Source organism: Streptomyces sp. CA-142005, from assembly GCF_050942335.1.
Classification (GTDB): Bacteria; Actinomycetota; Actinomycetes; order Streptomycetales; family Streptomycetaceae; genus Streptomyces.
In genome coordinates, this window is sequence record NZ_CP192078.1 from 7,266,326 (window position 1) to 7,290,812 (window position 24,487).

The window sequence follows — 24,487 nt, forward strand, 5'->3', positions numbered from 1 at the left end:
CGGCTGCGGTTCGAATTCATCGTGTGAACGCGCAGTTTTCCCGTGTCATTACGTGTCATTTCTGCGCTTGCTCAGGCTTGCCCGTTCCCACCATGGGGACGCGGCATCATGACTCCGTGTTCCCGCGCAGAGACTGCGGTTCCACGCGTTTCCTCGCGGTCGAACAGGAGTGAATTCTGCGCCTTTATGCGCGCGAAAAAGGGGGTGAAAAGAAATGGAAGAAATGACCGAGGGTCCGGAAATGCACGAGGACATCGCGATCGAGGAACTCGCGGAGACCGCCGGTGCGGGCACCGCGTTCACGATCGGCTCGGCCGGTTGCCCCAGCTCCGCCGGTACCGCCTCCAGCTTCGGCTGATCCGGGCGGCCCGCGAACTTCCTTCACACGCGCGGAAGAAAGAAAGGGGGTGAAACGCGATGAACAACGTCGAGAGCATCGATGTCGTCGAGGAGTTCGACGACATCGCCATCGAGGAGCTCGGTGACCTGGCCGGTGCCGGTGGCACCACCAACACCGGCGGCACTTTCGGGTCAACGACCTGCCCCGCCTGCATCGGCACCGCCTTCAGCTGGAGCTGACGGCACCGCCCGAGCCGGCCGCTGCCCCACGGCGGCCCCTGTGGGAAGGGAGGTGAACACAGTGAACGAGACCCTCAGCGACGCCGACCTCGATCTGTTCGAGGACGTGGCGATCGAGGAACTGTCCGACGCCAGCGGCGCCGGCTGGTGCGTCGGCTCCGCCGGGACCTTCGGCTGCCCGAGCTCGGCAGGTTCGTACGGAACCGCGACGTCGCACTGACCATGCCCGTCATTCACCAGGGGGAACCCGTATGAACCAGGAGCAGAAGCTCGTCCAGGGCGCAGAACCTGCCCCGCACGCCGACGACATCACGATCGAGGAACTGAGCGACGCCACCGGCGGCAGCCTCTGCCTCGGCACCGTCGGCTGCGCCGGCTGCCCCAGCTCCGCGGGCACGGTCGGAACCGCCAGCTCGCACTGACGCACCGATCGGCCACCCATCCATTCCCGGAGAGGAGGTGTGACCCATGACCGCTCTCGACACGATCAACGCGATCCACGCCGAGACCGACGCCGACGCCCTCGTGACCGAGGACATCGCCATCGAGGAGCTGACCGAGGCCGGCGGCACGAACTGCTTCGGCACGCTCGGCTCCGCCGGCTGCCCGGTGTGCTTCGGCACGCTCGGCTGCGCCACCTGACGCACAGCCCGAACTGAGGTGCCGCGTCCCGCCGTTCGGCCCACGCACGGGCGGCGGGGCCGGTGCCCTGCCACGTCCACCACACCAAACCGTCCAACCAGCCCGCACCACGGGGGAATCGGGACCATGTCGACCAGTGAGAGTGCGCGCCGAGTCTGGCGCTGGTTCACGCTGCGGGAGAACTGCGCCGAGGACAACACCGACCTGTTCGCCCGCCTCGCCACCGAGTCCCCGGTCGTGCACATGCCCGGACTGTGGGTGGTCTCCCGGCATGATCTGGTCACCAAGCTCAGCAACCACCCCGCCTTCACCATGGTGAACCCCGAGTTCCCCGCCGAGGTCCGCGAGGCCAACCCGGACTTCACCGCGTTCTTCGCCCGTTCCATGTCCGTACGCGCCCCCGAGGACCACCGTCGGCTGCGCGGCGTCCTCGCCCGGGAGTTCACCGGGCGCGCCGTGGAACGGCTGCGCGAACGGATCACGGGCATCGTCGACGGGCTGCTCGCCCCGCTTCGCGACGGTGCCCCCTTCGACTTCGTCACCGAGATCGCCGTACCCCTCCCCTCCCTCGTCACCGCGGCCCTGCTCGACCTCCCGGAGGAGGACTGGCCGCAGATCGGCGTCTGGGCGCGCGGGCTGCTCGCCCAGCTCGGGAAGTCGTTCCCCGGCTCGGCGCAGCACGCCGACCCGATCTCCGTGGCCGGCTTCCGGGCGCTGCGCGCATACGTCGCCGAGACCGTGGACGCACGGCACGGCGACGGCAAGGACGTCGTCTCCCAGCTCAACCAGGCCGCCGACGCCGGACTGATGAGCCGCGACGAGGTCATCGACATGGTGCTGCTGCTGTTCATGACGGGCGTCGACACCGTCACCAGCGGCCTGACCAACGCGCTGACCTGCCTGCTGACCCGGCCCGGCGACTGGCGACGGGTGCAGGAGGACCCCGCCCGGTGGGCCGGTCCGGCCTGGGACGAATCGATCCGCCTGCTCACCCCGGTCACCTTCGGGGCCCGGGTCGCCGCACAGGACGCCCACTGGGGACCACTGCGCTTCGCCGCCGGAGACGTCGTCCTGCTGTCCTTCGCCGCGGCCAACCTCGACCCGCGCCGCTTCGAGGACCCGCTCACCTTCCGCTGGGACCGCAACCACAGCGCCTCCCTGTCCTTCGGGCACGGCGCGTACTTCTGCCTCGGCGCCGGACTCGGGGGCCTCCAGGCGGAGCTGACCCTGCGCCGGCTCGCCGAGACCGGCGTCACCCTGACCGTCCCCCCGGGCGATCTGTCCTGGCGGCCCGAACTCACCTTCAACAGCCCGGCGGAACTCCCCGTACGGCTCGGCCGGTCACCGGCGGCGGAGGTCGCCTGATGAAGGCACCCATGATCCGCCGCACCCGGCCCGTGCGCACCCGGCACGTCCGGCAGTCCGAGGAGGCCGACTGCGGTGCCGCCTGTCTGGCCGCCGTGCTGGCCTGGCACGGACGCAATGTACCGCTCCCCGAACTGCGCAGGGTGTGCGGCGGCGGACGGGACGGGCTGACCGCGGCCACCCTCGTGCGGGCGGCCGGGCACTACGGGCTGCAGGGCCGTGGCAAGCGGGTTCGGCTCACCGGTGACGACGCTGCCGACGTCCGTGCGCTGCGGGGCCTGTCGGCGCCGGCGATCCTCTTCGTCGACGGCCACCACTTCGTCGTCCTGGACGAGGTGACCGAGTCCGGGGAGGTGCGTCTCAACGACCCCGCGACCGGGCGACGCCGACTCCGTGTCACGGAGTTCCGCGCCCACTTCACCGGTATCGCGCTCGTCTTCGCGCCCGCCGCGGACTTCACCCCCGGGGGTGAGCCGGAGCGGTTGCGGCACCACGTGCGCTCCTGGCTGCACCCGCACCGCGGGCTGCTGGCCGCGGCCGCCGTGGCCGGAGCCCTCGCCTCCCTCGCCGCGCTCGGCGCCGCGCTGCTGCTGCGCGCCCTGATGACGGCCCAGACCGGCGCGGCACAGCGAACGGCCACGTGGCCGCTGTGGGCGATGGGCGGGGCGGCCCTCGCGGTGCTCGGCGCAGGCTGGCTGCAGAACAGGCTCCAGTCGGCGCTTCTGGCCTCGGTCTCCGCCGAGCGCTCGGCGGAGTTCGTGCGCACCCTGCTGCGACTCCCCCCGGCGTTCTTCCAGCGGCGCTTCACCGGAGGTATCGCCGCCCGCGTCCAGCTCCCCGACACTCTCGCCAACCAGCTCACGGCGCTGGCCGTGCCCGTGCTCGGCGCGGGGATCACGTCACTGGTGATGGCCGGTGCGCTGCTGTGGCTGGCGCCGGCCGTCGCACTGCTCGCCTTCACCGGCACCGTACTCGCCGTCCTGGTCTCCCGCCGGTCGGCGGCGGACGAGGAGGAGCGGCAGGGCGTCGTGCTGGCCGAACAGGCCGCCCGCGACGGGGAGTTGATGGGCGGCCTCGGCATGCTGGACACGCTCAAGGCGGAGGCCGGCACGGCTCGGCTGCTGGACCGCTGGCAGCGCGCCCACACCCGGGGCCTGCTCGCCGAGCGGGACGCCACGGCCGCGGCTCAGCGCGCCGAGGGCACCGTCACCGCCGTGCACGCGGCCGTCTCGGCCGGCGCGGTGATCCTGGGCGCCTTCGAGGTGCGGCACGGCAGCCTGACCTTTCCCGACCTGATGGCCGCCGTCACCCTGACCGGTGTCTTTCAGGCGTCCGCGGCCACCCTCGGCGGCAGCGCTCTGCGAGCGGGAGCGCTGCGCGGCGGGTTCGCCGCGTACGCGGACGTCGTGGGAGCGGAAGAGGGCACAGCGGCGGCAGCGGGGGCTCAGGACGCGGACGTGTCCCGCGTTCCGGGGCCGCTGCCACCGGGCGGCTCTGGCGCTCCCACCGGCAGGCTGGCCGTGCGGGACCTCGTCTTCGGCTACGACATCAACCGCCCGCCGCTGCTGGAAGGCGTCGGCCTCACTCTGGAGCCCGGTGAACGGCTCGTCGTCGTCGGCGCGTCCGGCAGCGGCAAGTCGACCCTCGTCCGACTGCTGGTGGGGGGTGCCGCCCCCTGGTCGGGTGCCGTCACCCTCGACGGGACGGACGTACGCCTGCTGCCGCCCGGCACGGTCGGCTACGTCAGTCAGCACCCGGTGTTCTTCGAGGGCACCGTCGCCGAGAACGTCGCCTTCGGCGACCCCGCCATCCCGGCGCCACTCGTCGAAGAGGCCCTGCGGATCGCCTGCCTGGACGAGGTCGTCGCCCGGCGCGGGGGGCCCGGCACCGCCCGGGTGGCCGCCGGCGCGCAGAACTTCTCCGGCGGCGAACGGCAGCGGCTCGCGCTGGCCCGGGCCCTGTGCCGGCGACCGAGGCTGCTCGTCCTCGACGAGGCCACCAGCGCCCTGGAGGCCCCGCTCGCCGCCCGTGTCGACGCCCGGCTGCGCGCCGGCGCCACGACGACCGTGAGCGTGGCGCACCGCCTCGACACCGTCCGCCGCGACGACCTGGTGCTGCTCCTCGATTCCGGCCGCCCCGCACAGTACGGCCGGCACCGCGACCTCGCCCGGGGCCGGGGCGCCTATCGAACGCTGCTGGAGGCGGCCCGATGACCGCCACGACCGCCGGGCAGGCTCCTCCCGCCCGGGACGCCGACGACGGGGCCACTCGGGACTGGGCCGCCCAACGCGCCGCTCTGCTGCCGCTGCTCACCGCGCTCGGAGCCGATCCGGGCGACGTCCCCGACGTGCCGCCGTCCGGGGCCGACCCGGTCGCCGTCGCCGTCTCCCGCTGCGGTGTCCGTGTCCAGCGTGCGCCTCTCGCCGAGGCGCTGCTCTGGCAGCCGCACAGCCCCGTGCTCGCGGTCCGCGACGGCCACCCCGTGGCCCTGCTGCCGGGCCGGCGCGGCCGCTGGCTGCTGCACGCGCCGGGGCGCCGCTCGCCCCGGCTGCTCACGGCCGGTGACATCCGGCGGCTGGACGAGAGCTGCCGGGTCCTCGGCCGCCGGCTGCCCGAGGAGGGCAGCGTGCGCGGGCGGCTGCTGCGGCTCGCCTTCCACGGCACCGCCGGCACCGTCACCGCCACCGTCGTCACCGGCCTGCTCGCCGCGGCCGCGGCCTTCGCCGTCCCGGTGACCTCACTGCTGCTGCTCACCGCCGTCCTGACCGACGACGACACCGCCTTCGGCTGGGCGTGTGCCGCCGTCGCCACGGCCATACCGCTCGGCCGGCTGCTGGGCGAGGCCCGCGACCGTGCCTCGGCCCGGCTCCAGACCGCGGCCCAGGGCGCGGTGGAGCCCGCCGTCTGGGACCACGTGCTGCGGCTGCCGTCGCGGTTTCTGCGCGCCTACCCGCCCGCCCGGCTGCTGCACCACGCGGGCGGCATCGGCCGGTTGCGCGGGCTGCTCGGTGCTTCGGGCCTGGACGCGCTGCTGGGCGCCGTCTGCTCGGCGGTGGCCGTGGGTCTGCTCATGGTCGTCGATCTCGTGCTGGGGCTGGTCGCGGTGGCCGTCGCGGTGCTGCTGCTGGCCGCTGTCTCGCAGTTGTCCTGGCGGCAGCAGAAGCACGACCTCCGGGTGTACGAGGCGGTCGAGGACGTGCAGGCCACCGTGTACCCGGCGCTGCTCGGCATCGAGGAGGTCCGCGCCTACGGCGCCGGCGACCTGGTCGTGCGCCGCTGGCACCAGGTGTACGAGGCGCAGAAGCGGGCCGACGACGCGGGTCTGCGGTACGCGGAGGTGTCCGCGGGGCTGATCGCGGCGACGTTGCCGCTGACGTTGACGGCGCTGCTGCCGGTGGCCCTGTGGCGGCACACCGGACCCGAAGGGCTGTGGGCCGCGTCCTTCGCCGCCGTCCAGCTGAACCTCGCCCTCGCCCGGCTGCCCGCGGTGCTCCAGGCGGCGTTCTCCGTCCGCACCACGCACGCCCGCCTCAAGCCGCTGCTGTCCACCGCTCCGGAGACCGGGGCCGGCGGTGTCCTGCCGGGCCCATTGACCGGGCGGGCCGAACTGCGCGGGGTCACCTTCGGGTACCCGGACGCCGGGCGGCCGGTACTCGACGGGCTCGATCTCGCCGTCGAACCGGGCGAGTTCCTCGCCGTGGTCGGGGAGTCGGGCGCCGGGAAGTCGACCCTGCTGCGGCTGCTGCTCGGCCTGGACGCCCCGGACGCGGGAGCGGTGTGCCTCGACGGACGGGACCTGCGGGAGCTGGACCTGGACGCCGTCCGCCGGCAGATCGGCTACGTGCCGCAGGACACCCGGGTGCTGCGCGGCGACATCCGGTCGGTCCTGCTCGGCGCCACGGCCGGGCTGGGGGACGCCGATGCCTGGCGGGCGGCCGAACTGGCCGGCGTCGCCGCCGACATCGCCGCGCTGCCCATGGGCCTGGACACCCGGCTCACGGACGGCACCGCCGGGTTCTCCGGCGGCCAGCTGCAGCGGCTGCTGATCGCCCGCGCGCTGGCCGGCCGGCCCCGGCTGCTGCTGCTCGACGAGGCGACCAGCGCGCTGGACAACGCCACACAGGACGCGATCAGCGAGGCGGTCGGCGCCCTCGGCATCACCCGGGTCGTGGTCGCCCACCGGCTCAGCACCATCCGCCGCGCCGACCGGATCGCGGTCGTCGCCGACGGCCGGATCGCCGAGTGCGGGGACTACGACTCGCTGGTCGCCGCCGGCGGCCGGTTCGCCCGGCTGGTGGCGACGGCGCTCACGTGACCGGGCCCGCACACGGCGCCCGTACGCAGACAAGAAAGGCACAGGGGGACATGGCAACCACGCAGTCCGGGCCGACCACCCGGACCACGATCAGGTTCAAGCGGTTTCTGCGCAGCACGACCGTCGACGGCGACGGCGTCTACCTGACCACCGAACGCTCGGGGCAGATCCGGCTCGAGGGCCGCATGATCGAGCTGATGGCGCCGCTGTTGCAGGGCGGCCACAGCCGCGCCGACATCGTCCGGGCGCTCGACGGCGAGTTCCCGGCCGCGCGTGTGGAGCGGGCGCTGGACAAGCTGGTGGCCGCCGGGCATGTCGTCGTGGCCGACGCCGGCACCGACCCGCGGGCGGCCGGCTACTGGGAACTGCTCGGCGTGGACGGCGACAAGGCCGTACACGGCGCCAAGAACGTCGACGTCGTCACTGTCGGCGAGGTGCGCCGCGCCTGGTTCGAGGAGGCCGCCGAATCCGTCGGTCTCACCGTCACCGGCCCGGCCGACAGCGCGCTGACCGTCGTCCTCACCGACGACTATCTGCGTCCCGAACTCACCGAGCTGAACCGCCGCTTCCTGGCGGAGGGCAGGCCCTGGCTGCCGGTCAAGCCGGTCGGCTCCACGGTGTGGACCGGCCCGGTGTTCCGGCCCGGCGACGGCCCCTGCCACGAGTGCCTGCGCATCCGCCTCGCCAACAAGCACATGCTGACCTCCTATCTGCGGCAGCGCGGGGTGCTGACCGGCCCGCTGGTCGGTTCGGTCACCGACCTGCCGGGCACCGTCCGCCTCGGCACCGGACTGGCGGCGCTCGAGGCCGCCAAGTTCCTTGCCGGAGCGGTGAGTTCGCCCCGGCTGGAGCTGCCCCGTGACCAGGTCACCTCGCTGGACACGCTCACCGCGCGCACCGAAGCCCACCCCGTCACCCGGCGCCCGCAGTGCCCGGAGTGCGGCGACCCCGAGCTACAGGCGGCGCGGCAGCGCCGGCCGGTCGAACTCACCAGCCGGGGCAAGGCCGTCGCCTCCGACGGCGGCCACCGGGCCAAGGACCCGCAGGAGTTCCTCGACACCTACCAGCACCTGGTCAGTCCGATCAGCGGTCCGGTCAGCAGCCTGGTGAAGGTGCCGCTGGAGGTGGAGGGCCTGCACACCTACACCGCCGGCCAGAACTTCGCCGTGCCCATGGCCAACGCGGCCGACCTGCGGGCCGGACTGCGCAGCGCCAGCTCCGGCAAGGGCATCAGCGACCTCCAGGCCCGGGCCAGCGCCCTCGGCGAGGCCATCGAGCGGTACTCGGGCGTCTTCCACGGCGACGAGGCCCGCATCACCGCCTCCTACGCCGAACTCGGCCCGGACGACGCCATCGAGCCCAACGCCCTGCATCTGTACAGCGAGCGGCAGTTCGCCGAACGCGCCGAGTGGAACGCCCGGCCCTCGCACTTCCACTGGGTGACCCCGCCGATGGACCCGGAGGCGCCCGTCGAGTGGTCCCCGGTGTGGTCGCTGACCGAGCGCCGGCACAAGTACCTACCCACCTCCGCCCTGTACTTCTCGTACGCGAGCGAGCAGCGGCTGTACAACGCGGGGGCCAACTCCAACGGCTGCGCGGCGGGCACCACGCTGGAGGACGCGATCCTGCAGGGCTTCTTCGAACTGGTCGAGCGGGACAGCGTCGCCATGTGGTGGTACCACCGGCTGCGGATGCCGCGCATCGACCTGGACAGCTTCGACGATCCCTACTTCCGGCAGTGGCAGGAGCGGTACCGGTCGCTGAACCGCGAGACGTGGGTGCTGGACGTCACCAACGACCTCGGTATCCCGACCGTCGTCGCCGTCTCCTACCGCACCGACAAGCCCGTCCAGGACATCCTGTTCGCCCTCGGCTCCCACTTCGACGTGCGGATCGCCATCGGCCGTGCCCTGTCGGAGATGAACCAGTTCCTGCCCGCCGTCATCGGCGTCCGCGCCGACGGCACCGGCCGCTACGCCTACGACGATCCCGACCAGCTGAACTGGTGGCGTACCGCGACCCTGCAGACCCAGCCCTATCTGCTGCCCGCCGACGGCGTCGTGCGCACCGCCGCCGACTACGCCCCGCACATCTCGGCGGACCTGCGTGACGACGTGCTGCTGGCCCAACGCGCGGTCGAGGACAAGGGCCTGGAGATGCTCGTCCTGGACCAGACCCGCGTCGACATCGGGCTGCCGGTCGCCCGGGTGATCGTGCCCGGCATGCGCCACTTCTGGCCCCGCTACGCGCCCGGGCGGCTGTACGACGTGCCCGTCGAGCTGGGCTGGCTCGACCACAAGCCCACCGAGTCCGACCTCAACCCGATTGCGATGTTCCTGTGACGACCACCATCGAACCCACCCGGCTCACCGAGGGCACCGTCTTCCGTCAGGGCGTGGTCTGCGAACACCGCGACAGCACCGTCCTGCTGGGCCTGCGCAACCAGACGGGCTACCGGCTCACCCATGTCACCCCCGGCATCATCGGCCTGCTGCACCGGCTCACCCGCGAGGCCGTGCCGTCCGGTGCCCTCACCGAGGGACTCGACGAGCGCGAGCGGCGTCAGCTGCCGCGCGTGCTGGAGCGCATCGCGCCGTTCCTGGCCCGCGCCCAGTTGCTGGACGGCACCGCGCACCTGTCCGTCGAGGCCACGGCACCGGTCGAGCCGTACACCCTGGTTCCGGTCGGCCCCGACCGGCCCGTGCGGCTGTCGAAGTTCACCCTGCTGCGCCGCCGTGAGGGCGCCCTGGTGCTGGAGACGCCGTTGACCGCGTACCGCTGCGTGGTGCGGTCGGCGGCCGCGGCCGCCGTGGTGAGCGCGCTCGCCGGGACCGCCACGGCCGCCGAGCTGGCCCGCCCCGGGCTGCCCGCCGAGGCCGTCGCCCAACTGCTCGGGCACCTGGTCGGCGCCTCCTTCGCCGACGCGGGCACCCGGGACGCCGACGGGGACCACTTCGCCGCGGACGACGACGAGGTGCTGCGCCAGTGGGACGTGCACGACCTGTACTTCCACTCCCGCAGCCGGCTCGGCCGCACCGACGAGCCCTACGGCGGCCGTTTCCCGCACGTCGGCACCATCGAGCCGCTGCCCCCGGTGCGGCCGGCCCCGGCCGGCGAGCCGATCCCGCTGCACCGGCCGCGGCTCGACGACATCCTCTCCCGGGACCCGAGCCTGGTCGCCGTGATGGAGGGCCGGCAGTCGATCCGCGCCTACGGCGAACAGCCGCTGCACATCGACCAGCTGGGCGAGTTCCTGTACCGGACGGCCCGGGTCCGTGGCGTCTACGGCCCGCGTCCCGACCAGAAGATGCCGTACGCCGGCTCCACCCGCCCCTACCCCTGCGGCGGGGCCGCCTACGAGCTGGAGCTGTACCTGACCGTGCGCCGCTGTGCGGGCCTGGCGCCGGGCGTCTACCACTACGACGCCGCTGAACACGCCCTGCGCCTGGTCAACGACGACCCGGAGATCCGGCGGCAGCTGATCGACCTGGGTTCGCTGTCGACGGGCGGTGAGGCGGTGCCCGACGTGCTGTGCACGGTGACCTCCCGCTTCCAGCGGCTGTCGTGGAAGTACCAGTCCATCGCCTATGCCGTCACCCTCAAGCACGTCGGTGTGCTCTACCAGACGATGTACCTGGTCGCCACGGCCATGGGGCTGGCCGCGTGCGGGCTGGGCAGCGGCAACTCCGCACTCGCCGAGCGCGCCTTCGGACTGGACCCGCTGCGGGAGTCCGCCGTCGGCGAGTTCCTGCTGGGCAGCGCGCCCGAGGTCCGGCCCGTCCCGGAGAGTGCCCGGGGCGCCGCCGACTGGCGGCCCGGAAACGACCCGCAGTGGCAGCAGGACGTACGGCGCCTGCTGCCCTGACGTTCGGACACAGTGAGAGGAAACCCAGTGGTGACGCAGATCGCGCCGCTCGTGGTGACCCGGGTCTGCGGGCTGCCCGCCGACGCGGTGGACGCGCTGCGGGCCGACGGCACCGTCTCCGGCGTACGGCTGGCGGTGGCCGCCGAGGACCGGGCGCGGCGGCTCGCGGAAGCCCTCGGTGACGCCCTGCACCTGATGGTGCCGCAGCTCGACCGGCAGACCCGGCGGGCAGCGCTCCGGCTGCGCCGGGACGCGCACAACCTGCGGCTCACCGAGGCCACGGAGGCGGCGGCCGAGCTGGTCGCGCAGCGGCTGGACGAGGAGACGGCCGGACTGCTGGACTCGTGGCGCAGGGCGGTGCGGGAGGCGCGGTGCGCCCTGGCGGACGCCCGGCGGGCGGCCGCCACGGAGCTGCCCGCGGCAGGGCGAGCCGCGCTCGACCGGCTGGGTGACCCCCGCGTGGCCCGGGGACTGGCCCTGGCCAGCCCGGACTTCACCCGGGAACTGCTCGAGCGGCCACCGGCCGAGGCGCCCGCCTGGGACGCCCGGCTCGCCCGCACCGCGACCGCCTACCTCACCCGTACCGCCCTCAAGCCCAGCCCTTTCGGCACCCTGACGACGGTCGGCACCGTCGCCCTCCCGGCACCGCCCACGAGCGGTCCGCTGCCTCGTTCCGGCACCGAGGCCGCGGGCGCCGGGCCGATGGGGTACGGGGGCGGTCCGGCTGCGCCGGCCGGCGGTGAGCCCGCCGGTGCTCCCACCGGTCCCCGCGCCTATCGTGCCGTCTCCTCCTCCCGCGCTGCCGCGTTGCATCTGCTGCACGTGTGGGCCAGTTCCCCGGAGGCGCCCGGCTGGATCCGTCTGCTGCCCCACCCGGGCGTCCGTGGCGACCTGGCCGCACTGCCCCTGTACTGCCACGCGGCCGGTGTGTTCGTGCGGCAGGACGAGGTCACCGACGTGTCCGCGGTCCGCCGGATGTTCGCGGCGCTGCCCGCCGAGCCGGTCGCCGCGAAGGAGGCGGCCCGGCTGCTCGGCACCGGTCCCGAGGAGATCACCCGGCTCGTCGCCATGGGACTGCTGCTGCCGGTGACACCGTGGGCGTTGTCCGACGGCCGGCACTTCACCGCGTTCGCGGCCGCGGCTGCCGACACTCCGCACCCGGTGGCCGACGCGGTGCGCACCCTCGCGGACACCGAGGAACTCCTCGCCCTTGACGCCGGGGCCGCCGAACGCACCGCGGCCGCCGGCCGGGCCCGCGCCGCCCTCGCCGAGGCCCACACGCTCCTGCACCGCCGCCCACCGGACTGGCTCCCGGCCGCCGGGCCACTGCACGAGGCGGTGGCCCACCCCGCCGAGCACAGCCCGCCGCCGGCCCCCGAGTTCCACGCGAGCCTCCGGGAGCTGGGCGCGGGACTGCGGCGCTGGGTCCGCCGGTCGGCGCTCTACGACCGGATGGTGCGCCATTTCCTCCGTCGCCACGGCGCACACGGCAGCTGCGACCTGCTGGCGTTCTGCTACGACTTCCTCGCCGCCGACCCGTTCTGGTTCGCCGACCGCACGGCCGACGCCGTACCGGAGACGCCGTCCGGGCACCGTACGCTCGCCGCCCCCGCGCAGACCGTGTTCTTCCAGACGGCGGGCCCCCTGCTCGTTGTCAACCGTGTCTACAGCGGCTTCAGCGGCATGGTCGCCCGCTGGGCGGCGATCCCCGCCCTGCACGACTCCATCGACACGGCCGTCACCGCCTGGCTGGAAGCCCTGCACCCGGAATGCCGGGTGTACCAGATGTCGGCGCACGCGGACTGGATCGAGTTCCAGCGGCCCTCGGTGCGCGGCCTGCCCCGCGTCGGCTGGGGACCCGAACTCGCCGAAGCGGCCCGTGCGGCACGGGACCTGAGGGGTTTCACGCTGGCCCACGACCCCGCCACCGGCACGCTCCAGGCCACCGACCCTGACGGCCGCCCCGCCGCCTTCGCCTACCTCGGCGCCGTACCGCCCCACTCCCTGCACGGCGTCGACCGGCTGCTGGCCACCCTCAGCGATCCCTGGACACTGGCCCAGCCCGCCTCCGGCGCCGGACACCAGCCTCGGCTCCAGCGGGCCAACCTCGTCCTTCGCCGCGCCACTTGGGTGTTCAGCCCGGGACAACTGCCGAGCGCCACCCGGGGCCAGGATCCGGTGGACTTCCTCGCCGCGGTCGAACGCTGGCGTGGCGCCCACGGCCTGCCCGAGGAGGTCTTCCTCACCCGGCTGTCCCCCGGTCGGCACCACAAGCCCCAGTGGGTCAGCTTCCGCCACCCGCACACCGTCTGGTCCGCCCTGCGACGGATCGACACCCGCACCACCGGGGTCCGGCTCACCGAGGCCCTGCCGGCCCACGACCAGCACCCCAAGGCTCCGGGTGGAGACGGCCGGCCTCGGGCCACCGAGTACATCGTCCTGTTGCGGCAGGCCGCGACCGAGGAGCCCTCATGACGGGACACCAGGACTGGCTCTACTACCGTGTCTACGTCGCGAGCATTCCCGAGATCCGGCGACTGGTCGAGGAGGTCGTCGCCCCCGCCGTACGGGAGTTCACCGCGGAGGACCCCGATCTGCACTGGTTCTTCCTGCAGTACGTCGATGTGATCGGCCTTCAGCTGCGGCTGCGGCTGCGCGGCACGCCCGACCGACTGGCCCGCTACGAACGCACGTTGGACCCGGCCTTCGACACCGCCCTGGACGCGCTCGCCGCCGACGCGGGCCCTTCGCCCGGCCCGTTCCCGGCCCGCCGGGCAGCCGTCAAGCGACTGTACGAACCGGAGTACGCCAAGTTCGGCGGGGCCGAGGGCGTGGCGCTGGCCGAGCGGCTGATGCGGCGCGGCAGCGAGGCCGCGCTGCTGTGCGCGGGCCCCCGGCACCGGGCGCGACGCACCGCGATCGCCGCCGCCCACACCCACCTCATCACCGCGCGGCTGCCCGCGCCGCAGCGCACCGCCTTCCTGCACCAGTACGCGTGGTACTGGGACGGCCGCGGCCGCCGCGACGCGCCCCCGGGCCGCCCCCTGCCCCGGCTCGCCCCCGGCGACCCCGAGTCCGCCGGGCGTGCCGAGGTGCTGCACGGCCGGATCGCCGAGGTCCTCGCCGACCGGGAGCTGGGTCCCGTCCTCACGTCGTACGCCGACGACTTCTGGCGGCTCGTGCGCGAGGCCGCACTGCCCCGCCCCGACTACCTCGCCGCCTTCCACCACATCCATCTCATGAACAACCGGCTCGGTGTCGTTCCCGGCGAGGAGTTCCAGATCGCCCGGCTGCTGTGGCTGCGCCGCATCACCGGACCTGTGCGCACGGCATGACGAATGTCATGGTCACCGTCGTGCGGAACGCCCGCGGAACCCGTGAGATCGCTCCCTACTGTCCCCACCCCCGTGATCCCTAGGGTCGAACCATGAACACCGAATCCGTGATCCAGGTCGCCGACCTGCGTGTCGACTACGGAGCGAAGACCGCCGTGGCCGGCATCACCTTCGATGTGCGCGCGGGCGAGGTGGTCGCGCTGCTCGGTACCAACGGTGCGGGCAAGACCACCACGCTGGACGTGCTGGAGGGCTATCTGCGGCCCACCTCGGGCAGCGTCACGGTCCTTGGCCACGACCCGTACACCGAGCGCGGCCGTATCGCCCCGCACATCGGGATCATGCTCCAGGAGGCCGGCTTCTTCGGTGAACTCACCGTCGCGGAAACCGTCCGCGCCTGGCGCCGCTTCACCCCGAACGCGTCCTCCGTCCAGGAAGCGCTGCGCCTGGTCGACCTGGAGGACCGGGCCCGCACCAGGGTCGGCCGGCTCTCCGGCGGCGAGCGGCGCCGGCTCGACCTGACCCTCTCCGTCCTCGGCAGGCCCCGGCTGCTGTTCCTCGACGAACCGACCACCGGCCTCGACCCCGAATCCCGCCGGGAGACCTGGCGGTTCCTCAAGAAGATGGTCAACGACGGCATGACCATGCTGCTGACGACGCATTACATGGAGGAGGCCGAGTTCCTCGCCGACCGGGTCGCCATCATGGACCACGGTCGTGTCGTCCGGCACGGCACCGTCGGCGACGTCCTCGCCCAGGAGTCCAGCACCCGCATCTCCGTGACCGCCGACGCCACCGTCAACGCCCGCACCCTGCCGCCGTTCCCCGAGGCCGAGGTACGCGAAGTCGACGGCCGCGTCACCCTCGTCACGCCCGACCCGCAGCCCGTCCTGAAGCTGCTGCTGCGCTGGGCCGACGTCAACGCGGTCCGCCTGCGCGGCCTCGAAGTACGCACCGCATCCCTGGAGGACGTCTTCCTCGACGTCGCCGCGACCGGAAAGGGGCGAGCATGACCTGGCTGCGCCTTACCTACTCCCAGTTCCTGCTCTCCCAGCGCGTGTACTGGCGTGACCTCGGCTTCGCCCTCACCGGGGCGCTGCTGCCTCTCGGGCTGAGCCTCGCCTACTCCATCAGCCGGCACGGCAAGGGCAGGATCGCCGGATACGACACCGGCGCCTACCTTTTGCCAGGGTTCGCAGGTTTCGTCCTGCTGTGGATCGTCTACAACGTCATCAACTCCGCGGCCTCCCGCCGTGACCGGCTCATCTACAAGCGGCTGCGCGGCACTCCGCTGCCCGACACCGCGATCCTCACCGGGGAGGCGGCCAGCGGCAGCGTAACCAGCCTGCTCCAGGTGGTGATCCTGCTGGTGGTCGGCACCCTCGCCATCGACGCCCCCGCCCCGCGCAACCCCCTGCTGCTGCTCCTCGGCATCCTGTTCGGCGCCGTCGCCTTCTCCCTGCTGGCCATCGGGCTGTCCGGGCTGCTGCCCTCCGGCGAGGTCTCCACCTGGATCGTGACCCCGGTGATCCTGGTCATGATGATGACCTCCGGTATCGCCATGCCGATCACCGACCTTCCCGGCTGGGCCCAGCACGTGGCGCCCTATCTGCCCTCCAGCCCGGTCGTGGAGATCGTCCGCACCGCCTGGCTCGGCCGCGACTTCGCGAGCGACCCGACGGTGAGCGGCGTCCCGGCCGCCGTCGGTTTCGCCGGTTCCTTCCGGGCGTGCGCCCAGCCGCTGGGCATCCTGTGTGCGTGGGCCGGGCTGTCCTTCTCGATGGGCAAGCGGTTCTTCCGCTGGGACCCCCGCCGGTCCTCCTGAACCGCCGGGCCCCGGCACCTGCCGATAGGGTCGAAGGACAGCCGACCGGATCACGAAGGGGGGATCAGCAGGTGCGAGCGCGCACTCCCGCGACGGTGGCCCGCACCGTGGCCTGGCTCATCCTGCTGACCGCGGCCGTCTTCCTCGCCGAAGGGCTGGTGCTGTGGCTGCGCCACCGCCCCTCGCTCGGGCTGGTCTGCCTCGCCGCCGTCGGTCTGCTGGCCTTCGCCCTCACCTTCTCCCGCACGGTCTACGACGTCGTCGCGCGCGGCGGTGCCCGCGACCGGCATCTGCTGGACGTGGCGATCTGCACCAGCGTCGCCTTGGCGCTGCTGCTTCTGCTCGGCGGCGCCTGGGGGGCCCTGCCCTCCCTGGCGGCCTGCGCCGCCGTCGTCTCGCTGAGCGCCCGCCGCTCCGTGTGGGCGGCCCTCGGCATCCTCCTCGGTACGACCCTGTCGTGCCTGCTCCTCGGCATGTCCGCGGACCTCCTCGTGGACGTCGTCGTACGCAGCGTGGTCACCGTGGTGGTCGTCGGTGCCCTCGGCCTGCTGCCGCCCTTCGCACGCGAGATCCACGACCACCGCGCCGAACTGGCCCGGATGGCGGTCCTGGAGGAGCGGCTGCGCTTCGCCCGCGATCTGCACGACGTGCTCGGCCACGGCCTGTCGGTCGTCGGTATGAAACTGGAGGTGGCGCTGCTGCTGCTGCGCCAGGATCCCGAGCGGGCCCGCACCGAGATCGAGCAGGCGCTCGGTGTCTCTCGGGAGTCCGTGTCCGACCTGCGTTCCCTGGTCCGTGGCTACCGCCAGCCCTCCCTGGAGTCCGAACTGGAGGGCGTCCGCTCGGTCCTGCGGTCCGCCGGCATCGCCTGCCGCACCGACCAGGTGCCCCCGGGTGTGCCGCGGCCGGTGCAGGACGTCGCCGGGTGGGTCGTACGGGAAGGCGTCACCAACGTGCTGCGGCACAGCGCGGCCACCGAATGCCGTATCAAACTCCGTGTCGACGACGGCTGGTTGCTCGTCGAGGTCGCCAACGACCGGGCCCGTCCGAGCGGCACCTCGGACGGCAGCGGCCTGCGCGGCCTGCGCGAGCGCCTCGCCGGCATCGGCGGCGAACTGACCGCCGGACCGGACGGCAGCGGGGGCTTCCGGTTGCTGGCATACGCCCCGCTGCACCCCGCCGCATCCGGTTCCCCGGCCTTCGACCGGGTCCCCACACACGACAGCACTTCGCGTACTTCGCACACCTCGCACACCTCGCACACTTCGCGGACTTCGCGCACTCGGCAGGAGGGACCCGTATGACGATCCGCATCGCCGTCGCCGACAACGAGGCCTTCATCCGCGACTCGCTGTCCGTGCTGCTCTCCGCGCACGAGGACCTTCAGGTCGTGGCCACCGCGGCGGACGGCACCGGCGCCGTCGCGGCGGTCCGCGCGGGCGGCGTCGACGTGGCCGTCCTCGACCTCGACATGCCGGTCATGGACGGGCTCGCCGCCGCCGAGGCCATTCGGGACAGTTCGGCCGCGTGCGCCGTCGTCGTCCTGACCAGCCATGGCCGTCCCGGCCACCTCCAGCGCGCGCTGAGCCTCGGCGTCCGGGGCTTCGTCACCAAGGACACCCCGGCCGCCCGGCTCGCCGAGGTGGTCCGCACCGTGCACGGCGGCGGCCGGTACGTCGACCCGGAGATCGCCACCGACGCGCTCGCCCTTGGGGGCAATCCGCTGACCGCACGGGAGCGCGAGGTCCTCGGTCTGGCCGGCGAGGGCCTGCCCACCGCCCGCATCGCGGCCCGCCTGCACCTCGCCGAGGGCACCGTCCGCAACTACATGTCCTCGGTGCTCGCCAAACTCGGCGTCGACAACAAGGTCGCGGCCTACCAGCGCGCGAAGGAGACGGGCTGGCTGTGACCAGGCCCGAGGGGAAAGGGGTCGGCTGTTGCCGCCGGCCCGTTCCGGAAGACAGGGGGAACGCATGGAGACCGGCGCGACCGGCACCGCCAGTGTCATCGACCGCACCGTCCTCGCGGATGTCGCAGACGTCCTGCCCGAGGCACTGAGCCTCTACAAGGCGCTGCACGCCGCGCCCGAACCGTCCGGGCACGAGAGGGAGACGGCCCGGCTCCTCGCCACCCGGCTGCGGGAGACCGGCTGCGAGGTCACCACCGGCGTCGGCGGCCACGGGATCGTCGCCCTGCTGGGCAACGGCCCCGGACCGGTCGTGGCCCTGCGCGCCGAGCTGGACGCCCTGCCGGTCACCGAGGCGACCGGTCTGCCCTACGCCTCCCGCACCTCCGGTGTCATGCACGCCTGCGGACACGATGCCCACCTGGCCTGCGCCGCCGGGGCCGCGGCCTGGCTCGCCGCCCGCCGCGACCTCTGGTCCGGCACCCTCATGATCATCGGTCAGCCCGCCGAGGAGACCCTCGCCGGTGCCCGGGCTCTTCTCGACGATGGCCTCTACGCCCGCTTCCCTCGCCCCGACGTGGTCCTCGCCCAGCACGTCGCCCCCCTTCCGTGCGGGGTCGTCGCGCACGGACCCGGACCTCTGACGTCCGCCACCGCCGTCGTGCGCGTCGTCATACCGGGCAGAGGAGGCCATGGCGCCACCCCGCACCTCACCGTCGACCCGGTCGTCACCGCCGCCCATGTCGTCCAGCGGCTCCAGACCGTCGTCTCGCGCGAGAACAACCCCTTCGAGCCCCTTGTCGTGACCGTGGGCACCCTGCACGCCGGAACGGTCCCCAACGTCATCCCCGACCGGGCCGAACTCGGCATCAGCATCCGCTGCTACGACGACGACCGGCTCGACCGGACCGTCGCCGCCGTCCGCCGCATCGTCCAGGCCGAGTGCGCGGCCGCCGGCTGCCCGGAGGAACCGCTCGTCAACGTGGGCCCCGTGGCTCCCGTCACCGTCAACGACCCTGCGGCCGCCGCCCGGGTGCGCGCCGCCCACACCCGACTGCTGGGTGAACGCCGGGTCCTCACCACACCGCCGATGCTCGCCAGCGAGGATTTCGGCCTCTTCGGCGCCGATGGAGTGCCCACCGTCTACTGGTTCCTCGGCTCGATCGCCGCCGGCGACTGGCGCGCCGCTCCCGGACGCACCCCGCAGGAGAAGACAGCCGCCCTCCCCGCCAACCATGCCCCGGACTTCGCACTGTCCCCCGACGCAACCCTGCGCCACGGCATCACGGCGGCCACCTCCGCCGCTCTGTCCTGGCTCGGGCGTGAGCACTGCGCCGGCTGAGGCCTGGGCACGGTCCCCGGCTGGTGCCGAGAGGCCGGGCAACATCTCAAAGCCGAGCGGGCCTGCTCCGCCCGGCGTCACAGGAAGTCGGCCCCGCGCGGCCCGCCATCCCGGGACCGGCGGGCCGGCGCTTCGAAAGGCGCCATCGCGGGGTAACCGGAACCTACGCCTCCGCCAGCCACAACGGAAGGCCCCGGCACACCGCTGACCGCACCGGGCACCCACCCGGGGTCCAGCGCCCCCGCAGCGGAGGAGGCTCCCGTGACGACTCAGTTGCCCGTCGGCGGGGTCATGCTCCCGCCGAACGCCTCCAGGATCCGTTCCGCCGCCAGGGTCGCCGTCAACCGGCCTTCCCTGACCTGCCGTTCCAGGTCCGGTGCGGCCTCGCGTACCGCCGGGTCGGAGTGGAGGCGGCCGAGCAGTTCGTCGCGGACCATCGCCCAGGTCCAGCCGACCTGCTGATCGCGTCGCTTGGCGGTCAGCCGGCCGGTGGAGTCGAGCAGGGTGCGGTGCTGTTCCAGGCGCTCCCAGACCGTGTCCAGGCCCGTCGACTCCCGGGCGCTGCAACTCAGCACCGGCGGGGTCCAGAACGCCTCCTTGCCGTGCATCAGGCGCAGCGCGCCCGCCAGTTCGCGGGCGGCGGCCTTCGCGTCGCGCTCGTGCGGGCCGTCCGCCTTGTTGACGGCGATCACGTCGGCCAGTTCAAGGACGCCCTTCTTGATGCCCTGCAGTTGGTCGCCGGTGCGGGCCAGGGTCAGCAGGAGGAAGGAGTCGACCATGTCGGCCACCGTCGTCTCCGACTGGCCGACGCCGACGGTCTCGACGAGGACCACGTCGTAGCCCGCCGCCTCCATCACCACCATCGACTCCCGGGTGGCCTTCGCGACCCCGCCCAGCGTGCCCGCGCTGGGGGAGGGGCGGACGAAGGCCGCGGGGTCGACCGCCAGGCGTTCCATGCGCGTCTTGTCGCCCAGGATCGAGCCGCCGGTACGCGTCGAGGAGGGGTCCACGGCGAGCACCGCGACCCGGTGGCCCAGCGAGGTCAGCATCGTGCCGAACGCGTCGATGAAAGTCGACTTGCCGACACCTGGCACCCCGCTCACGCCGATCCGCCGCGCCCGGCCGCTGTGCGGGAGCAGCTGGGTCAGCAACTCCTGCGCCAGCGACCGGTGCGCGGGCCGGGTGGATTCCACGAGCGTGATCGCGCGGGCCACGATCGCTCGCTTCCCGTCGAGCACGCCCTTCACATACGTGTCGAGATCGATCGCCGCCACCCCGAGAGCTCCGTTACAGCTCGTGGCCGAGGTCGGCAGACAACCGCTTGACCAGGTCGTACGCCGCGTCCGGGATCACCGTCCCGGGCAGGAACACCTCCGCCGCGCCCATCTCCCGCAGCGTCGGCACGTCCTGCGGCGGGATGACCCCGCCGACCACGATCATGATGTCCTCGCGGCCCTCCTCGGCGAGCTTCTCGCGCAGCGCCGGGACGAGGGTCAGGTGACCGGCGGCCAGCGAGGACACGCCGACCACGTGCACGTCCGCCTCGACCGCCTGGCGGGCGACCTCCTCCGGCGTCTGGAACAGCGGGCCGACGTCGACGTCGAAGCCGAGGTCGGCGAACGCGGTGGCGATCACCTTCTGGCCGCGGTCGTGGCCGTCCTGGCCCATCTTGGCGACCAGGATGCGCGGGCGGCGCCCCTCGGCCTCCTCGAAGGCGTCCACCAGAGCGCGGGTGCGGTCCACGTTCGGGGACTGGCCTGCTTCGTTGCGGTACACGCCGGAGATCGTACGGATCTGGCTCGCGTGCCGGCCGTACACCTTCTCCAGGGCGTCGGAGATCTCACCGACCGTGGCCTTGGCGCGGGCCGCGCGGACGGCCAGCTCCAGCAGGTTCTCCTTGCCGTCGGCGGCCCGGGTGAGCGCGTCCAGGGCGTCCTGGCAGGCCTGCTCGTCCCGCTCCGCGCGCAGCCGCCGCAGCTTCTCGATCTGCTGGGCGCGTACGGCGGAGTTGTCGACCTTGAGGACCTCGATCGCCTCGTCGTTCTCCACCCGGTACTTGTTCACGCCGATCACCGGCTGGCGGCCCGAGTCGATGCGGGCCTGGGTGCGGGCCGCCGCCTCCTCCACACGCAGCTTCGGGATGCCGGCGTCGATGGCCTGCGCCATGCCGCCCGCCTGCTCGACCTCCTGGATGTGCGCCCAGGCCTTGCGCGCGAGGTCGTACGTCAGCTTCTCCACGTACGCGCTGCCGCCCCACGGGTCGATGACCCGGGTGGTGCCCGACTCCTGCTGGATGAGCAGCTGGGTGTTGCGGGCGATGCGCGCCGAGAAGTCGGTGGGCAGGGCCAGCGCCTCGTCGAGGGCGTTGGTGTGCAGCGACTGGGTGTGGCCCTGGGTCGCGGCCATCGCCTCCACGGCCGTACGCGTGACGTTGTTGAACACGTCCTGCGCCGTCAGCGACCAGCCCGAGGTCTGCGAATGCGTGCGCAGGGACAGGGACTTGCTGTTCTTCGGGTCGAACTGGGAGACCAGCTTCGCCCACAGGAGCCGGGCCGCCCGCATCTTGGCGATCTCCATGAAGAAGTTCATGCCGATCGCCCAGAAGAAGGACAGGCGCGGTGCGAACGCGTCCACGTCCAGGCCCGCTTCACGCCCGGCCCGGATGTACTCGACGCCGTCCGCGAGCGTGTACGCCAGCTCCAGGTCGGCCGTCGCGCCCGCCTCCTGGATGTGGTAGCCGGAGATGGAGATCGAGTTGTAGCGGGGCATCCGCTGCGAGGTGAACGCGAAGATGTCGGAGATGATCCGCATCGACGGCTTCGGCGGATAGATGTAGGTGTTGCGGACCATGAACTCCTTCAGAATGTCGTTCTGAATGGTTCCGGCCAGCTTCTCGGGCGGTACGCCCTGCTCCTCCGCCGCCACGATGTACAGCGCGAGCACCGGCAGCACGGCGCCGTTCATCGTCATCGACACCGTCATCTTGTCCAGCGGGATGCCGTCGAACAGCTGCCGCATGTCGTAGATGGAGTCGATGGCCACGCCCGCCATGCCGACGTCACCGGTCACCCGCGGGTGGTCGCTGTCGTAGCCCCGGTGCGTGGGCAGGTCGAAGGCGACCGACAGGCCCTTCTGGCCGGCCGCCAGGTTGCGCCGGTAGAACGCGTTGGACTCCTCGGCGGTGGAGAAGCCCGCGTACTGGCGGATCGTCCAGGGCTGGTTGACGTACATCGTCGGGTACGGGCCGCGCAGATACGGCGCGATGCCCGGGTAGGTGCCCAGGAAGTCCAGGCCCTCCAGGTCACGGCCGGTGTACAGCGGCTTGACCCCGATGCCCTCCGGGGTCTCCCACAGCGGCTCTTCGCTGCCGGTGGCCCGCTGGACGGCCGCACGCCACTGATCGGCAGTGCCGTCGGCGACCGGTGTCCCCAGCTCGATGCCGGAGAAGTCGGGGATTCCCATCAGGACACTCCCATGCGGTCGAGGGTCGCGGACAGCACGTCGATGGCGTCGCAGCCCGCGAAGACGTACGAGTCGATGCCGGCGTACTCGCCCCGGCCCGCGAGGAACACGTGCCGGGCGCCGGCCGCCTTGAGCGACTCGGCGGTCTGCTCGGCCTGTTCGGCGTACAGGGCGTCGCTGGAGCACAGCACGGCCTCGGTGGCGCCGCTGTCCTCGAAGGCGCCCTCGGTGACCGGCTCGATGCCGCCGGCCTGGAAGAGGTTGGCGGCGAAGGTGGCGCGCGCGGTGTAGGCGGCGGCCGAGCCGAGGGTCGCCAGGAAGATCCGGGGGCGGGCGCCGGTCGCCGCGAGGTGGGCGTCGGAGCGGGCCCGCAGCTCCTCGTACGCCTCGTCGCGGCGCACCCGCGGCAGACCGCCGGACGGCGGCTCGGGCGCGGGCTCGCGCTCCACCGGCTTCTCGGCCAGCAGCGGGAACTCGCTGACACCGGTGATGGGTTCGCGCCGCTTGGCGAGCTTCTTGGAGCGCTCCGCCCAGGTCGTCGCGAGGTCCGTGCGCAGCCGGCCGGAGCGCAGCACGGCCGCCTGGCCGCCGTCGCGCTCGATCGTCCGGAAGAACTCCCAGGCGGCCTCGGCGAGTTGGTCGGTGAGCCGCTCGACGTACCAGGAGCCGCCCGCCGGGTCGATGACGCGGGCCAGGTGGGACTCCTCGATGAGGATCGTGGAGGTGTTGCGGGCGATGCGGCGGGCGAACGCGTCGGGCAGGCCGAGCGCGTGGTCGAACGGCAGGACGGTCACCGAGTCGGCGCCGCCGACCCCGGCGGCGAGCGTCGCGACCGTCGTGCGGAGCACGTTCACCCACGGGTCGCGGCGGGCCATCATCACCGGCGAGGTCACCACGTGCTGCACCTGCGCGCCCGGGGCCCCGCAGACCTCGGCGACCCGGGCCCACAGCCGGCGCGCGGCGCGCAGCTTGGCGATCGTGAGGAACTGGTCGGCCGTGGCGGCGTAGCGGAACTCCAGCTGCCTTGCGGCCTGTTCGACGCTCAGCCCCGCCTCGGTGAGCTCCCGCAGATACGCCACCCCGGTGGCGAGCGAGGCGCCCAGCTCCTGCGCGGCCGAGCCGCCCGCCTCGTGGTACGGCAGCGCGTCCACGGTCAGCGCGCGCAGCCCGGGGTACCGCTCGGCGCAGCGCGCGGCCAGGGCGGCGTACGGCGCGAAGTCCAGCGGGGTGCCGGTGCGGGCCTCGTACCCGAGCGGGTCGCCGCCCAGATTGCCGCGCACGGCCGCGGCGGCCACGCCCTTGTCCGCGCACAGCCGCAGCAGCGCCTCGGCGGCCTGCCCGGTGTCCCGGCCCGCGTCCAGCACGACCGGCGCCAGGTCGAGGTACACGCCCTCCAGGGCCCGGCCCAGCCCGTCGACCGGGATGCCGCCCTCGCCCAGCACGAGCCACAGCGAGGTGCCGCCGTTCTCCAGGTCGGCCAGGACGGCGTTCTCCCCGAGGGCGGTGTGCCGCTGCCGTACGTCCCAGCCGCCCGCGATGTTGCCCTCGGGGCGGCTGCCGCGCACGTACGGCGCGAAGCCCGGCAGGCCGGGGTCGGGCGCGGTGTCGCGCGCGGTGTACAGGGGCCGGGTGCGCAGCCCGTCCTCCAGCGTCGTGGACAGAGCGTCCTCAGCTGCCGCGCCCGAGACTTCCTTGCCCGACTTGCGCAGCACGCCCTCGACCAGGCGTTGCCACTGCTCGTGTGTCGCGTCAGGGAACTCGGCGGCCAGTGAGAGCCCGTCGTCAGGCAGGACCGTCATGGCTCGGATGCTAGGGCAGCATGCTCAAGTGAGTGCAGAGCGAGGGCTGTGA

20 protein-coding genes are annotated in these 24,487 nt (G+C 73.2%); 17 read left to right on the forward strand and 3 right to left on the reverse strand.

Annotated features, from left to right (window positions below; genetic code table 11):
* The first annotated feature begins 223 nt into the window (after positions 1–223).
* The 17 genes from ACQPXS_RS33860 to ACQPXS_RS33940 all read left to right on the forward strand — a co-directional run bounded on the left by ACQPXS_RS33860 (position 224) and on the right by ACQPXS_RS33940 (position 19,174).
* Positions 224–358: a thiocillin family RiPP gene (locus tag ACQPXS_RS33860; protein WP_433453170.1), complete on the forward strand. Its 135-nt coding sequence runs from the start codon at positions 224–226 to the stop codon at positions 356–358.
* 59 nt (positions 359–417) lie between these two features.
* Positions 418–579 carry a RiPP peptide gene (locus ACQPXS_RS33865; protein WP_433453172.1) on the forward strand — a complete coding sequence of 54 codons (162 nt, stop codon included), beginning with the start codon at positions 418–420 and terminating at the stop codon, positions 577–579.
* Positions 580–640: 61 nt separating this feature from the next.
* Positions 641–799: a thiocillin family RiPP gene (locus ACQPXS_RS33870; RefSeq protein ID WP_433453173.1), complete on the forward strand. Its 159-nt coding sequence runs from the start codon at positions 641–643 to the stop codon at positions 797–799.
* Between the two features lie 31 nt (positions 800–830).
* Positions 831–1,001: a thiocillin family RiPP gene (locus ACQPXS_RS33875; protein ID WP_433453175.1), complete on the forward strand. Its 171-nt coding sequence runs from the start codon at positions 831–833 to the stop codon at positions 999–1,001.
* A gap of 46 nt (positions 1,002–1,047) precedes the next feature.
* The gene (locus ACQPXS_RS33880; protein ID WP_433453176.1) at positions 1,048–1,221 is read left to right on the forward strand and encodes a hypothetical protein; all 174 of its coding nucleotides are present in this window, start codon (positions 1,048–1,050) and stop codon (positions 1,219–1,221) included.
* Between the two features lie 126 nt (positions 1,222–1,347).
* Complete coding sequence (locus ACQPXS_RS33885; protein WP_433453177.1) at positions 1,348–2,586, forward strand: cytochrome P450; 1,239 nt, start codon at positions 1,348–1,350, stop codon at positions 2,584–2,586.
* A complete protein-coding gene (locus ACQPXS_RS33890; RefSeq protein ID WP_433453179.1) occupies positions 2,586–4,799 on the forward strand; it encodes a peptidase domain-containing ABC transporter in 2,214 nt (737 codons plus the stop codon). The genes ACQPXS_RS33885 and ACQPXS_RS33890 overlap by 1 nt, the downstream gene beginning before the upstream one ends.
* Positions 4,796–6,901, forward strand: a complete 2,106-nt coding sequence (locus ACQPXS_RS33895; protein ID WP_433453181.1) for an ATP-binding cassette domain-containing protein — start codon at positions 4,796–4,798, stop codon at positions 6,899–6,901. Before ACQPXS_RS33890 ends, ACQPXS_RS33895 begins: the two co-directional genes overlap by 4 nt.
* A 50-nt stretch (positions 6,902–6,951) precedes the next feature.
* Positions 6,952–9,243: a TOMM precursor leader peptide-binding protein gene (locus ACQPXS_RS33900; protein ID WP_433453182.1), complete on the forward strand. Its 2,292-nt coding sequence runs from the start codon at positions 6,952–6,954 to the stop codon at positions 9,241–9,243.
* Entirely contained in the window at positions 9,240–10,766 is a 1,527-nt protein-coding gene (locus tag ACQPXS_RS33905) for a SagB/ThcOx family dehydrogenase (RefSeq protein WP_433453183.1), read from the forward strand. The genes ACQPXS_RS33900 and ACQPXS_RS33905 overlap by 4 nt, the downstream gene beginning before the upstream one ends.
* A gap of 30 nt (positions 10,767–10,796) precedes the next feature.
* Complete coding sequence (locus ACQPXS_RS33910) at positions 10,797–13,241, forward strand: hypothetical protein (protein WP_433453184.1); 2,445 nt, start codon at positions 10,797–10,799, stop codon at positions 13,239–13,241.
* The gene (locus tag ACQPXS_RS33915; protein WP_433453186.1) at positions 13,238–14,101 is read left to right on the forward strand and encodes a thiopeptide-type bacteriocin biosynthesis protein; all 864 of its coding nucleotides are present in this window, start codon (positions 13,238–13,240) and stop codon (positions 14,099–14,101) included. Before ACQPXS_RS33910 ends, ACQPXS_RS33915 begins: the two co-directional genes overlap by 4 nt.
* Before the next feature lie 92 nt (positions 14,102–14,193).
* Entirely contained in the window at positions 14,194–15,114 is a 921-nt protein-coding gene (locus tag ACQPXS_RS33920; RefSeq protein ID WP_433453187.1) for an ATP-binding cassette domain-containing protein, read from the forward strand.
* Positions 15,111–15,926, forward strand: a complete 816-nt coding sequence (locus ACQPXS_RS33925; protein ID WP_433453188.1) for an ABC transporter permease — start codon at positions 15,111–15,113, stop codon at positions 15,924–15,926. Before ACQPXS_RS33920 ends, ACQPXS_RS33925 begins: the two co-directional genes overlap by 4 nt.
* A gap of 71 nt (positions 15,927–15,997) precedes the next feature.
* Positions 15,998–17,230, forward strand: a complete 1,233-nt coding sequence (locus ACQPXS_RS33930) for a sensor histidine kinase (RefSeq protein WP_433453190.1) — start codon at positions 15,998–16,000, stop codon at positions 17,228–17,230.
* Complete coding sequence (locus tag ACQPXS_RS33935; RefSeq protein WP_433453191.1) at positions 17,227–17,835, forward strand: response regulator transcription factor; 609 nt, start codon at positions 17,227–17,229, stop codon at positions 17,833–17,835. Before ACQPXS_RS33930 ends, ACQPXS_RS33935 begins: the two co-directional genes overlap by 4 nt.
* Before the next feature lie 64 nt (positions 17,836–17,899).
* Positions 17,900–19,174, forward strand: coding sequence for an amidohydrolase (locus ACQPXS_RS33940; RefSeq protein ID WP_433453193.1), 1,275 nt, complete (start codon positions 17,900–17,902; stop codon positions 19,172–19,174).
* A 269-nt stretch (positions 19,175–19,443) separates the two neighbouring features.
* On the opposite strand, the gene meaB is transcribed toward ACQPXS_RS33940, so the two are convergent.
* The 3 genes from meaB to ACQPXS_RS33955 are packed head-to-tail and all read right to left on the reverse strand — an operon-like array spanning position 19,444 to position 24,435.
* A complete protein-coding gene (meaB, locus tag ACQPXS_RS33945; RefSeq protein ID WP_365330790.1) occupies positions 19,444–20,448 on the reverse strand; it encodes a methylmalonyl Co-A mutase-associated GTPase MeaB in 1,005 nt (334 codons plus the stop codon).
* 13 nt (positions 20,449–20,461) lie between these two features.
* The gene (scpA, locus tag ACQPXS_RS33950) at positions 20,462–22,636 is read right to left on the reverse strand and encodes a methylmalonyl-CoA mutase (protein ID WP_433453195.1); all 2,175 of its coding nucleotides are present in this window, start codon (positions 22,634–22,636) and stop codon (positions 20,462–20,464) included.
* Positions 22,636–24,435 carry a methylmalonyl-CoA mutase family protein gene (locus ACQPXS_RS33955; RefSeq protein ID WP_433453197.1) on the reverse strand — a complete coding sequence of 600 codons (1,800 nt, stop codon included), beginning with the start codon at positions 24,433–24,435 and terminating at the stop codon, positions 22,636–22,638. Before ACQPXS_RS33955 ends, scpA begins: the two co-directional genes overlap by 1 nt.
* Positions 24,436–24,487: the final 52 nt, after the last annotated feature.

Bases quoted from the DNA above. Each gene is read 5' to 3' on its own strand.
- ACQPXS_RS33935 (WP_433453191.1), top strand. From the start codon at position 17,227: ATGACGATCCGCATCGCCGTCGCCGACAACGAGGCCTTCATCCGCGAC.
- ACQPXS_RS33880 (WP_433453176.1), top strand. From the start codon at position 1,048: ATGACCGCTCTCGACACGATCAACGCGATCCACGCCGAGACCGACGCC.
- scpA (WP_433453195.1), bottom strand. From the start codon at position 22,636: ATGGGAATCCCCGACTTCTCCGGCATCGAGCTGGGGACACCGGTCGCC.
- ACQPXS_RS33890 (WP_433453179.1), top strand. From the start codon at position 2,586: ATGAAGGCACCCATGATCCGCCGCACCCGGCCCGTGCGCACCCGGCAC.
- ACQPXS_RS33895 (WP_433453181.1), top strand. From the start codon at position 4,796: ATGACCGCCACGACCGCCGGGCAGGCTCCTCCCGCCCGGGACGCCGAC.
- ACQPXS_RS33900 (WP_433453182.1), top strand. From the start codon at position 6,952: ATGGCAACCACGCAGTCCGGGCCGACCACCCGGACCACGATCAGGTTC.
- ACQPXS_RS33920 (WP_433453187.1), top strand. From the start codon at position 14,194: ATGAACACCGAATCCGTGATCCAGGTCGCCGACCTGCGTGTCGACTAC.
- ACQPXS_RS33955 (WP_433453197.1), bottom strand. From the start codon at position 24,435: ATGACGGTCCTGCCTGACGACGGGCTCTCACTGGCCGCCGAGTTCCCT.
- ACQPXS_RS33940 (WP_433453193.1), top strand. From the start codon at position 17,900: ATGGAGACCGGCGCGACCGGCACCGCCAGTGTCATCGACCGCACCGTC.
- ACQPXS_RS33915 (WP_433453186.1), top strand. From the start codon at position 13,238: ATGACGGGACACCAGGACTGGCTCTACTACCGTGTCTACGTCGCGAGC.
- ACQPXS_RS33860 (WP_433453170.1), top strand. From the start codon at position 224: ATGACCGAGGGTCCGGAAATGCACGAGGACATCGCGATCGAGGAACTC.
- ACQPXS_RS33875 (WP_433453175.1), top strand. From the start codon at position 831: ATGAACCAGGAGCAGAAGCTCGTCCAGGGCGCAGAACCTGCCCCGCAC.
- ACQPXS_RS33885 (WP_433453177.1), top strand. From the start codon at position 1,348: ATGTCGACCAGTGAGAGTGCGCGCCGAGTCTGGCGCTGGTTCACGCTG.
- ACQPXS_RS33865 (WP_433453172.1), top strand. From the start codon at position 418: ATGAACAACGTCGAGAGCATCGATGTCGTCGAGGAGTTCGACGACATC.
- ACQPXS_RS33925 (WP_433453188.1), top strand. From the start codon at position 15,111: ATGACCTGGCTGCGCCTTACCTACTCCCAGTTCCTGCTCTCCCAGCGC.